Below are 11,140 nucleotides of genomic sequence, written 5' to 3'. Positions count from 1 at the left end.
TCGGTTGTGGCTGGTCGCGCCCACGCGGCGGAGCCGCCAATCAGTACAGACCCGCGCCCCTAGGCAGGAAACCTCATCCCCTGTTTGAAAGGCGGCCTCCGTGTCCCTTACGCGCAGGCAGGTAACTTCCGCGGCCCTCACGGCCGTTCCTCTCGTCGGCGGTGCTCCCGAGAGGAACCATCGCGCCCTCTACATCGCCGGAGACTCCACCGCCGCCCAGAAATACGCCGACGCGGCCCCGGAGACCGGGTGGGGAATGGCGCTTCCCTTCTTTCTCCGGAAGGAAATCGCCGTCTCCAACCAAGCCGTGAACGGGCGGAGTTCCAAGAGCTTTGTCGACGAGGGGCGGCTCGATGCCATTCTCGCCGCCATCCGGCCGCACGACCTGCTGGTCATTCAGTTCGCACACAACGACGAGAAGAGCGACGACCCCACCCGGTACACCGAACCCTGGACCAGCTACCAGGACTACCTGCGGCTCTATGTCGAGGGTGCCCGTGCGTACGGGGCGCGGCCGGTGCTCGCCACGCCCGTCGAGCGCCGGCGGTTCGACGCCGACGGCAACGCCGTGCCGACGCACGGGGACTACCCGGCGGCGATGCGCGCGCTCGCCGCGCGGGAGCGGGTCGCGCTGCTCGACATCGAGGCGCTGTCGCTCGCGCTGTGGCAGTCGCTCGGGGTCGAGGCGACCAAGACGTACTTCAACTGGACGGACACCGAGCAGGACAACACGCACTTCAACCCGCCGGGGGCCATCGCCGTGGCCCGGCTGGTGGCGCAGGAACTGCTGCGCACCCGGGTGCTGGCCCGGCACGACGTCGTCCGGCTGCACAAGGACATCCCCACCTCCTGGATCACCTGGCCACCCGCAAGCTGAGGAGACCCGCACAGTGCGTATACAGAAATGTCATGGACGCGTCATAGCGGCGATCGTGGGCTGCACGGCTCTCGTACTGGCCGTGACCGGCACCGCCCAGGCCGCGACCCCCCACCGGGTCGCGCTCGACCGTCAGGTACTGGCCGCGGACGACGGCTGGGGCGCGGCCACCACCGGGACCACCGGCGGGGCTGCCGCCGACGCCGCGCACGTCTACACCGTCACCACCTGGGACGGGTTCAAGGCCGCCCTCGCCGACGGCGGCAGTGCGCCGAAGATCATCAGAGTCAAGGGGACCATCGACGCGGACGGGCCCAGCTGTGACTCGTTCGCCGTGCCCGGCTACGACTTCGACGCCTACCTCGCCAAGTACTCACCGGAGGCCTGGGGCCACTCCACCAACCTCGACAACGAGCCCGACGACAGCCCGGAGGGCCTGCGCCGCGCCTCCGCCGCCCTCCAGGACGCCTACATCAAGGCGTACGTCCCGGCCAACACCACCATCGTCGGCATCGGCAAGGACGCCGGATTCAAGGGCGCCAGCCTCCAGATCAAGGCCGTCGACAACGTCATCGTCCGCAACCTGGGTTTCGAGAGCCCCCTCGACTGCTTCCCGCAGTGGGACCCGACCGACACCGCCGACGGCAACTGGAACTCCGAGTACGACAGCGCGGTCGTCTACGGGTCCACACACGTGTGGATGGACCACAACACGTTCACCGACGGTGAGCACCCGGACAGCACCCTGCCGTACTACTTCGGGCGGATCTACGAGCAGCACGACGGCGAAGTGGACATCGTCAAGGGCGCCGACTACGTCACGGTCTCCTGGAACGTCTTCGAGGACCACGACAAGACCATCCTCATCGGCAACAGCGACAGCGCGTCCACCGCGGCCGTCGACCGGGGGCACCTCAAGGTCACCCTCCACCACAACCTGTTCTCCGACCTGGTGGAGCGGGCGCCCCGGGTGCGGTTCGGGCAGGTCGACTCCTACAACAACCACTTCGTCGCCGAGGACGGCTACGGCTACAGCTACGGCATCGGCATCGAGTCCCAACTCGTCGCCGAGCACAACGCGTTCACCCTGCCCGACACGGTCGAGGCAGGTTCGATCCTGAAGAAGTGGAACGAGTCGACGCTCACCGCCGACGACAACTACGTCAACGGTGAGCTGACCGACCTGATCGCCGTCCACAACGCGCAGATCCCCGCCGAGACCCTCACGGCGGGTTCGACCTGGACCCCGACCCTGCGCACGAGGATCGACCCGGCACCGGCCGTGCCGCGCATCGTCGACTGCGGCGCGGGCGCCGGTCACCTGCGCTGACACGCGTCCGCCCCGGCCGGGGCGCGCACCGGAGTCCGCCCCGGCCCCACCCCCCACGGCAAGGAGTACCGCCACCCCTCTCCCTCCCCAAGGAGCACCCGCATGTCCTCGCCCCACCTTCCCCCGTCCAGACGGAGTTTCCTGCTCGCGGGCGCCGGGGCGGGCGCCGCGCTCGCCCTGGCCGCCCTGCCCGCAGAAGCAGCCGCCCGCCCCTTCGGGCGGTACGGGTCCCCGGAGCGCCGCCGCAGTCCGGAGACCCTTTACGTCGACCCGCACGGCCGCGGTGACTTCAGCACCGTCCAGGCCGCCGTGACCGCCGCCACCGGCAGCGGCTGGACCCTGGTCCTCGCCCCCGGCGTCTACCGGGAGACGGTCGCCGTCGACACCACCCGCACCGAGGCCACCTGGATCGGCGCCACCGAGAACCCGCGTGACGTCGTCATCGTCTACGACAACGCGGCCGGCACCCCCAAGCCCGGCGGCGGGACGTACGGCACCACCGGCTCCGCCACCACCACCGTGCAGGCCGACGGCTTCACCGCCCGCTGGATCACCTTCGCCAACGACTGGTTGCGCGCCGACCACCCCGACATCGTCAGCGGCACCCAGGCCGTCGCCCTCAAGGTGCAGGGCGACCGCAGCGCCTTCCACCACTGCCGGTTCCTCGGCCACCAGGACGCCCTGTACGCCGACTCGACGGCCCTCGGCGTCTTCGCCCGGCAGTACTTCGCGCACTGCTATGCCGAGGGCGACGTGGACTTCGTCTTCGGGCGGGCCACGGCGGTGTACGAGGGCTGCCACTTCCGCACCCTGGACCGGACCGACCTGGCCGCCGCCCCGTACGGGTTCGTCCTCGCGCCGTCCACGGCGGCCGCCGACCCGTACGGCTATCTGGTGAGCCGGAGCCGGATCAGCAGCGCGGCCCCGGACGCCTCCTACAAGCTGGCCCGCCCCTGGGTGCCCAGCTCCGACACCACGGCCCGCCCCTCGCTGGTCGTCCGCGATTCCTGCCTCGGCCCCGGCATCGACGCCGTCGCCCCCTACACCAACATGTCGGACGCCTTCCCCTGGCAGTCCATGCGGTTCGCCGAGTACCGCAACTCCGGGCCCGGCGCGGCGATCACCGTCCCCGGGAACCGGCCCCAACTCACCGCGGAACAGGCCGAGTCCGCGACCCGGGAGACATATCTCGGCGACTGGACCCCGTGGAAGGAGTGCTGACGTGCCGACCCGACGCACACTGCTCGCCGCTGCGGCCGTGCCGGCCATGGGCTCGGCCACCGCCTTCACCCGGGACCACCGCACCCTGCACGTCCGGCCCGGTGACTCCGTCCAGGCGGCCGTGGACGCGGTGCCGGGCCCCGGCTGGACGATCGTCGTGCACCCGGGGACGTACCGCCAGGTCGTCAACGTCCCCGCGGGCAAGGAGGAGTTGACACTGCGGGGCGCGAGCCGCGATCCCCGGGCCGCCGTCATCGTCTACGACAACGCCAACGGGACCCAGAAACCGGACGGTTCGGGGACCTACGGCACGGCCGGCTCGGCCACCTTCACCTCGGCGGCGCCCGGGCTCGCCGTCCGCGACCTCACCCTCGCCAACGACTGGCTGCGCGCCGACCACCCGGACATCACCGGGACCCAGGCCGTCGCCGCCTACCTGACCGGGGACCGCACCCACGTCGAGAACGTGCGGTTCCTCGCCCACCAGGACACCCTGTTCGCCGACACCACCGAACTCGCCTCCTTCGACCGGCAGTTCTTCCGGGGGTGCTACATCGAGGGCGACGTCGACTTCGTCTTCGGGCGGGCCGTCGCGGTGTACGCCCACTGCCACTTCCGCACCCTGCAGCGGGACGTGACCTTCACCCCCAAGGGCATGGTGTTCGCCCCCTCGACCGCCCGTGCGAACCCGCACGGGTTCCTCGCCGTCCGCTGCCGGTTCTCCTCCGGCGCGGAGGACGGGGCGTACAAGCTGGCGCGGCCCTGGGTGCCGACGTACGAGACCACCGCCTGGCCCTCGCTGGTCGTGCGGGACAGCCTCATCGGCCCCGGGATCGACCCCGTCGCGCCCTACACGAACATGCGGGACGCCTACCCCTGGCAGTCCATGCGGTTCGCCGAGTACCGCAACTCCGGGCCGGGCGCGGTGATCACCGTCCCCGACAACCGGCCCCAGCTCACCGCCGCCGAGGCCACGTCGCACACCCCCGCGGCCTACCTCGGCGACTGGAAACCCGTCCGCTCACTCTGATCGACGAAAGGACCCGCACGTCATGCGTCGAATCAGCACCTTCACCGCGCTCGCCGTGACCACGGCATCGCTCGGACTCGCCGTGCTCGCCACCCCGGCCCACGCGGCGACCGTCGTGGTCAGCAACTCCACCGACCTGTCCAACGCCATCAAGAACGCCACCGCAGGCGAGGTCATCCAGGTCCGCGGCGGCACCTACTACCCGACGGCCACCCTCCAGTCCACGGTCAACGGCACCTCCGCCGCACCGGTCACGCTCACCGCGTACGGCTCGGAGACGGTCAAGATCGACGGTTCCTCGCTGCCCTCCGGTCAGTGGATCTTCAAGCTGACCGCGGACTACTGGAACGTCTCCGACATCACCTTCCAGAACTCCCCGGACAGCGCGGTGGTCTGCCAGTCCTGCACCGGCACCAACTGGAACAACATCAAGACCATCGACGGCGGCGACTCCGGCTTCACGCTCACCGGGGACGGGACCGTGAACAACACGGTCAAGAACCTCGACTCGTACGGCAACTACGACGCCGCCACCCACGGCCAGAACGCCGACGGCGTCGCCATCAAGTTCGGCTCCGGCACCGGCAACCTCGTCACCGGGGCCCGCCTGTACAACAACTCGGACGACGGGATCGACCTCTGGTCCTTCTCCTCGCCCGTCACCATCGAGCACACCTGGTCCTTCGGCAACGGCGTCAACCGCTGGGGCGACTCCGCGTTCGAGGGCAACGGCAACGGCTTCAAGCTGGGCGGCAACGGCGTCACCGTGGCGCACGTCGTCAACAACTCGGCCGCCTGGGGCAACTCGGGCAACGGGTTCACCGAGAACTCCAACACCGGCGCGATCGTCATCAACCGCACCACCGCCTACGCCAACGGCGGCTGGGGCTACTACTTCGCCACCAGCGCGGCCAGGCTCGGCAAGAACCTCGCGGTGAGCAACGGCAGCGGGCTGGTCAGCAAGGGCTCCTCGGTGGTGTCGGCCGGCAACAACTGGGACAGCGGCATCAGCACGCCCGCCTTCAAGTCGACGGACGCCACCACCACGTACAACGCCCGCCAGTCGGACGGCTCCCTGCCGGCGACCACCTTCCTGACGACGGGGAGCACGACCATCGGGGCCACCATGAACTGAGCCGGAGGGAGCCAGAGCCACCAGAGGCAACCGGAGGGACTCCTTCCAGGGCGCTTGACCCGCTTTTTGCCCGCCGATGAGATATCGATCAGGCAACGGGTCTCGCGCCCACCCCGGTGACGCGCGTAGAACTCCTGACATGCATAAGTCACTTCGTCTCGCCGCGATCGCCACCACGTGTGCGCTCGCCGGCGGCGCCCTCTACGGCGCCGGTGCCGCCACGGCCGGCCAGTCGACCGCGAACTCCACCCACGAGCCGTACAACATCGGGCTCCTGGTGAAGGACATCGACACCTACTACGGCACCGCCGCCGACGCCAACGGCGTCTACCAGGCCTCGCCGACCAGCCCCTACGCCAAGGACCTGGCCCGCATCGACGCGGACGCCAAGCGCTACATCGACCGGGCCGCGCGCAAGGCGCACCGGCACGGCGAGAAGCCCGCGGTCGTCTTCGACATCGACGACACCCTGCTCCTCAGCCTCGACTACGAGAAGCGCTACAACTACACGTACAACAGCGCGACCTGGGCGGCCTACGTCAACAAGGCCGACCGGCCGGGCGTCTTCGGCAGCGCCGAGCTCGTCCAGTACGCGGCGAAGGACGGCGTCGAGGTCTTCTACAACTCCGGCCTGAGCGAGGCGCAGCGCACCGCCGCGGTCGAGAACCTGAAGAAGATCGGCGCCGACGTCAACCTCGACACCGCGCACATGTTCCTCAAGGACGCGGCCAACCCGCCGTCGTACCTGAGCGGTTGCGCCACCGCGGGCAGCTGGACCTGCACGACCGTGCAGTACAAGTCCGGCACCCGCAACCACATCGAGAAGGACCTCGGGTACGACATCATCGCCAACTTCGGCGACCAGTACTCGGACCTGGACGGCGGCCACGCGGACCGCACGTACAAGCTGCCGAACCCGACGTACTTCGTGTCGTAGCCGAGGAAGACGGCAACCCTTTCCGGCCATGGCGGCGACTGGGAGACAGAAACGGGCCGGGGCGGCCCCTCCGGCCCGTTTCGCTCCCTCGTCGAACACGTCCTGCACGTCACGTACGTCAAGGACGCCAAGGAAAGGAACGGCCAGTGCGCTTCAGCACCGGACGCCACCGCAGGACGCGTACCCTCTCGATCGCCGCGGCGGTGGCCGTCGCCGCGGGGGCGGGAGGCGTCTACCTCGGTCTGTCGAACGGCGGTGCCCAGGCCGCCACCAGCACGGTGACCGTCTCCACCACCGCCCAGCTGGAGTCGGCCGTCGCCGGCGCCGCCGCCGGTACCGTCATCCAGGTGCGCGCGGGCACCTACTACCCGACCGCCACCCTGAAGTCGACGGTCAGCGGCACCGCTTCCAACCGCATCACGCTCAAGGCCTACAGCGGCGAGAAGGTGAGGATCGACGGCTCCAAGCTGCCCGCCGGCCAGTGGCTCACCGGGATCTACGGCAGCTACTGGACCGTGCAGGACCTCACCTTCCAGAACTCCCCGGCCCAGGGCTTCGTCGTCACCTCGTCCACGGGCGGGATCTTCAAGAACCTCGTCACCGCGGACAACGGCGACTCCGGGTTCACGCTGCGCGGCGACAACACCGTGAACAACCTCGTCCAGAACCTGGACAGTTACGGCAACTACGACAAGGCCGGCCACGGACAGAACGCCGACGGCATCGCCATCAAGTTCGGCTCGGGCACCGGCAACAAGGTGACCGGCGCGCGTCTGTACAACAACTCGGATGACGGGCTTGACCTGTGGCAGTTCTCGTCCCCCGTCACCATCGAGCACAGCTGGGCCTTCGGCAACGGCAAGAACCGCTGGAACGACTCCGCGTTCGAGGGCAACGGCAACGGGTTCAAGCTGGGCGGCGGGGGCGTCGCCGTCGCGCATGTCGTCAACGACGACGCGGCCTGGGACAACACGCTGAACGGGTTCACGGAGAACTCCAACACCGGGGCGATCGTCCTGAACCGCAACACGGCCTACGCGAACGCCCAGGCCGGGTTCTTCTTCGAGACCGGCAAGGCCCGGCTGGCGCGGAACCTGGCGGTGGGCAACGGGGGCGGGGCGGACAAGCTGGGGTCCAGGGCGGTGTCGGCGGCGAACAGCTGGGACGCCGGGGTGGCTACGCCGGCCTTCAAGTCGACGGATGCGACGACCGCGTACGCGGCGCGGCCGACGAGTGGGGCGTTGCCGGTGACGATGTTTCTGACCACCGGGTCGGCGACGATCGGATCCACCATGGACTGACGGGTGCGTCGCGGGGTGCGCGGCCGTTGTGGCTGGTCGCGCCCACGCGGCGGAGCCGCATATCGGTACAGCCCCGCGCCCCTTCGGGGGCGCGGAGAGTCGCCGTATTCCTATGAGTCGCCGTCGGCTGTCGTGTGCGTCGCGAAGTCGCCTGTCACCGCGTACTGCTTGCCGTCCGTGCTGCCGGTGATGGTGTAGCTGTCCTTCTTGGCGTCGCGGCCGCCCTGTTTGTGGTTGTACTGGCCCGCGAACACCCACTCGCCGGCCGCGACCTTGCTGCCCGGCTTGAGGGTCCACGTGTAGACGAGGAAGCCGTCCTGCTCGGAGACCGACTGCGTGAAGTCGGTCTCCGGCAGTGAGCGCCAGGCTCCGGCGTCGGTCACCCCGCCCGTCTGGGCCACCTTCAACCGCACCGTGAGCGCCGTCAGCTGCCCGGAGGTCTTCAGGGTCACGTTGGACTGCGCCCAGAAGTCGTTGCTGTGCGGGTCCACCGAGCCGTCCGACCAGAGCGGGCCGTCCTGCTCGCCCTTCGCGACGGGTGCCGCGGGGGTGGCGGACGCCTTCGGGGTCGACGAGGGCGTCGAACTCGCCCTGGGGGACGCGTTCTTCGAGGGCGCCTCGGAGGCCGGCGGGGCAGCCCGGCGGGACGGCGGGCGGCTGGTCGGGTCCGAGGAGGACAACGGCGTCGGCGACACCGCGACCGTCTTCTCGGTGGGCGGGTCCTTCACGGCCGAGGCGACCGCGTAGCCGCCGACCCCGAGGACCGCGGCGACCGCGGCCGTGGCGCTGATCACCCGGACCCAGCCGAACACGGGCGGGAGGGTGGCGCGATGGTTCGGGCGGCCCTGCGCGGCCATGCCCCGCTCGACCCGGGCCAGGATGCGGGCGCGGTCGGGTTCGTGCGCCTCGGCCGTCTCGTGCAGCCGGGCGCGCAGCTCGTCGTGCACGTCCTGCTGCCTCATCGGTTCCTTCCTCCGCTCTCACCGGTCCGCGGCACCATCGCCGCGTGCACCCGCTGCGGCACACCCTGGGAGTCGCCGAGCAGCCGCTGCAACTCCGCCATGCCCTTGGACGTCTGGCTCTTAACGGTACCCACCGAGATCCCCAGGGCGAGCGCGGTGTCCTTCTCCGACAGGTCGAACGCGTGCCGGAGCACCACACACGCCCGCTTGCGGAACGGCAGCCGGCGCAACGCCCCCTGTACGTCGACCACTCCGGCGACGTCCGGGTTCTCGGCGGTCTCCTCGCGGTGCGACCAGAACAGGGCGATCCGGCGCCGTTCGCGCACGGCACTGCGGATGCGGGTGCGGGCCAGGTTGGCGACGACGCCCCGGGCGTAGGCCACCGGGTGGTCGGCGGCCCGTACCCGGTCCCAGCGGTGCCACAGCGCCAGCAGGGCGTCGGCGGCCAGATCGTCGGCGGCGTCCGCCTCACCGGTCAGCAGGTGGGCGAGACGGGCGAGTTCGGCGTAGTGGCGTTCGAAGAAGGCATGGAACTCCTCGGAGGCGGCGTCGTCGACGACTGAGCCCACGGGTGACCTCTTCTGTCAGGGATTCTGTGTCATGCAGATGACATGCGGTGACATGCGAACATCCGGAGGAACGTTCCGGCGAGATCCGGAGCGTAGCAGTGATCATTTCGTGTGCGTCGTACGGGGGTTCGATGCATCTCGTGGTATCTCGTGCGAGAGGCCGGACGCGGTGTGGTCCACCGAACCACACCGAGCCTGATTCCGTAACACGGGGAAAACCTGAAACCGGTTCGGCGCGGGAACAATCCAGCCAGCATCCGCACACGCATGCCCAGGGGACGAGGAGTACGAGCATGTCCGAGACGCAGAAGGCGGCCCGGCCGCAGGGGGCCGCGCCACCTGCCGGGAACGGCGTCGACCGGTTCTTCAAGATCTCCGAACGAGGATCCACCTTCGGCCGGGAGATACGCGGCGGCTTCGCCACGTTCTTCACCATGGCCTACATCCTTGTCCTGAACCCCATCATCCTGGGCAGCGCCAAGGACAAGTTCGGCCACACCCTCGACACCGGACAACTCGTCACCGCCACCGCCCTGGTGGCCTGCGTCATGACCGTCGTCATGGGGGTCGGCGGCAACCTGCCCCTCGCCATCGCGGCCGGTCTCGGCCTCAACGCCGTCGTCGCCTTCCAGCTGGCGCCGCTGATGAGCTGGTCCGACGCGATGGGCCTGGTCGTCCTCGAAGGCCTGCTGATCTGCGTACTGGTCGTGACCGGTCTGCGCGAGGCCATCATGAACGCCATCCCGCAGCAGCTGAAGCAGGCGATCGGCGTCGGCATCGGCCTGTTCATCGCGTTCATCGGCTTCGTCGACGCGGGCTTCGTCAGCCGGATCCCGGACGCCGCGGACACCACCGTGCCGGTGCAGCTGGGTGCCGTCGGACGGCTCACCGGCTGGCCCGTGCTCGTCTTCTGTGTTGGCGTGCTCCTGACCATCGCGCTGGTCGCGCGGAAGGTGAAGGGCGCGATCCTGATCAGCATCGTCACGATGACCCTGGTGGCGATCGTCATCAACTCCGCCGCCGACATCAAGAGCTGGGGCCTGACCACGCCGAAGGTCCCCGACAAGATCGTGGCCGCGCCCGACTTCGGGCTCATCGGTCACTTCAGCCTGTTCGGCGGCTTCGGCAAGGCCGGTGTCCTCACCGCCGTACTGCTGGTCTTCACCCTGATCCTGTCCGACTTCTTCGACGCCATGGGCACGATCGTCGGGATCAGCGCGGAGGCCGGGCTCCTCGACGACCAGGGGCAGGTGCCGGGTATCGGGCGGGTGCTGTTCATCGACGGCGCAGCGGCGGTGGCCGGCGGCATCGGCTCGGCCTCCTCCAACACGGCGTACATCGAGTCGGCGGCGGGGGTGGGGGAGGGGGCGCGTACCGGCTTCGCCAACCTCGTCACCGGCGGGATGTTCGGGCTGGCCCTCTTCCTCACGCCCCTGCTGACCATCGTCCCGCTCCAGGCGGCGGCGCCCGCGCTGATCGCCGTGGGCTTCCTGATGATGACCCACGTCAAGCACATCGACTGGGACAGGTACGAGATCGCGATCCCGGCGTTCCTGACGATCGCCGCGATGCCGTTCACCTACTCCATCACGGACGGCATCGGGGCGGGGTTCCTGGCGTACGTCGTGATCAAGGCGGTGCTGGGGAAGGCGAAGGAGGTCAACTGGCTGTTGTGGGCCGTGTCGGCGCTGTTCCTGGTGTACTTCGCGATTGATCCGGTGGAGCAGGTGCTGGGTGTGAAGTAGGAAGGCTGCGCGATCGGCTGCGGGTGATTCGTG

10 protein-coding genes are annotated in these 11,140 nt (G+C 69.5%); 8 read left to right on the top strand and 2 right to left on the bottom strand.

What is annotated here, in order from left to right; translation table 11 throughout:
• Window positions 1-100 precede the first annotated feature (100 nt).
• From ACWGKQ_RS19595 to ACWGKQ_RS19565, 7 genes are all read left to right on the top strand, one after another.
• Complete coding sequence (locus ACWGKQ_RS19595) at window positions 101-877, top strand: rhamnogalacturonan acetylesterase (protein ID WP_453293180.1); 777 nt, start codon at window positions 101-103, stop codon at window positions 875-877.
• Between the two features lie 13 nt (window positions 878-890).
• The gene (locus ACWGKQ_RS19590) at window positions 891-2,207 is read left to right on the top strand and encodes a pectate lyase family protein (protein ID WP_453293179.1); all 1,317 of its coding nucleotides are present in this window, start codon (window positions 891-893) and stop codon (window positions 2,205-2,207) included.
• 102 nt (window positions 2,208-2,309) lie between these two features.
• On the top strand, window positions 2,310-3,428 hold the full coding sequence (locus ACWGKQ_RS19585; RefSeq protein ID WP_453293178.1) for a pectinesterase family protein: 1,119 nt from the start codon (window positions 2,310-2,312) through the stop codon (window positions 3,426-3,428).
• Window positions 3,429-3,474: 46 nt separating this feature from the next.
• Window positions 3,475-4,458, top strand: a complete 984-nt coding sequence (locus ACWGKQ_RS19580) for a pectinesterase family protein (RefSeq protein ID WP_453293255.1) — start codon at window positions 3,475-3,477, stop codon at window positions 4,456-4,458.
• Between the two features lie 31 nt (window positions 4,459-4,489).
• Window positions 4,490-5,593 carry a right-handed parallel beta-helix repeat-containing protein gene (locus ACWGKQ_RS19575; protein ID WP_453293254.1) on the top strand — a complete coding sequence of 368 codons (1,104 nt, stop codon included), beginning with the start codon at window positions 4,490-4,492 and terminating at the stop codon, window positions 5,591-5,593.
• 139 nt (window positions 5,594-5,732) lie between these two features.
• Entirely contained in the window at window positions 5,733-6,530 is a 798-nt protein-coding gene (locus ACWGKQ_RS19570) for an HAD family acid phosphatase (RefSeq protein ID WP_453293177.1), read from the top strand.
• A 146-nt stretch (window positions 6,531-6,676) separates the two neighbouring features.
• Entirely contained in the window at window positions 6,677-7,831 is a 1,155-nt protein-coding gene (locus ACWGKQ_RS19565; protein WP_453293176.1) for a right-handed parallel beta-helix repeat-containing protein, read from the top strand.
• A gap of 110 nt (window positions 7,832-7,941) precedes the next feature.
• Here ACWGKQ_RS19565 and ACWGKQ_RS19560 read toward each other — a convergent pair whose 3' ends face one another.
• Both ACWGKQ_RS19560 and ACWGKQ_RS19555 read right to left on the bottom strand, forming a co-directional pair.
• Entirely contained in the window at window positions 7,942-8,793 is an 852-nt protein-coding gene (locus ACWGKQ_RS19560) for a hypothetical protein (protein WP_453293175.1), read from the bottom strand.
• A complete protein-coding gene (locus ACWGKQ_RS19555; RefSeq protein ID WP_453293174.1) occupies window positions 8,790-9,362 on the bottom strand; it encodes a SigE family RNA polymerase sigma factor in 573 nt (190 codons plus the stop codon). Before ACWGKQ_RS19555 ends, ACWGKQ_RS19560 begins: the two co-directional genes overlap by 4 nt.
• Before the next feature lie 293 nt (window positions 9,363-9,655).
• Here ACWGKQ_RS19555 and ACWGKQ_RS19550 point away from each other — a divergent pair, with 293 nt between their 5' ends.
• Window positions 9,656-11,107, top strand: coding sequence for an NCS2 family permease (locus tag ACWGKQ_RS19550; RefSeq protein WP_453293173.1), 1,452 nt, complete (start codon window positions 9,656-9,658; stop codon window positions 11,105-11,107).
• The last annotated feature ends 33 nt before the right edge of the window (window positions 11,108-11,140 follow it).

This window comes from Streptomyces sp. NPDC054770 (assembly GCF_053611985.1).
This window is presented reverse-complemented; position numbering and strand designations above follow the sequence as displayed.

What these genes read in the sequence shown, in the direction of transcription:
- ACWGKQ_RS19585 (WP_453293178.1), top strand. Translation starts at nt 2,310, where the DNA reads ATGTCCTCGCCCCACCTTCCCCCGTCCAGACGGAGTTTCCTGCTCGCG.
- ACWGKQ_RS19560 (WP_453293175.1), bottom strand. Translation starts at nt 8,793, where the DNA reads ATGAGGCAGCAGGACGTGCACGACGAGCTGCGCGCCCGGCTGCACGAG.
- ACWGKQ_RS19570 (WP_453293177.1), top strand. Translation starts at nt 5,733, where the DNA reads ATGCATAAGTCACTTCGTCTCGCCGCGATCGCCACCACGTGTGCGCTC.
- ACWGKQ_RS19550 (WP_453293173.1), top strand. Translation starts at nt 9,656, where the DNA reads ATGTCCGAGACGCAGAAGGCGGCCCGGCCGCAGGGGGCCGCGCCACCT.
- ACWGKQ_RS19580 (WP_453293255.1), top strand. Translation starts at nt 3,475, where the DNA reads ATGGGCTCGGCCACCGCCTTCACCCGGGACCACCGCACCCTGCACGTC.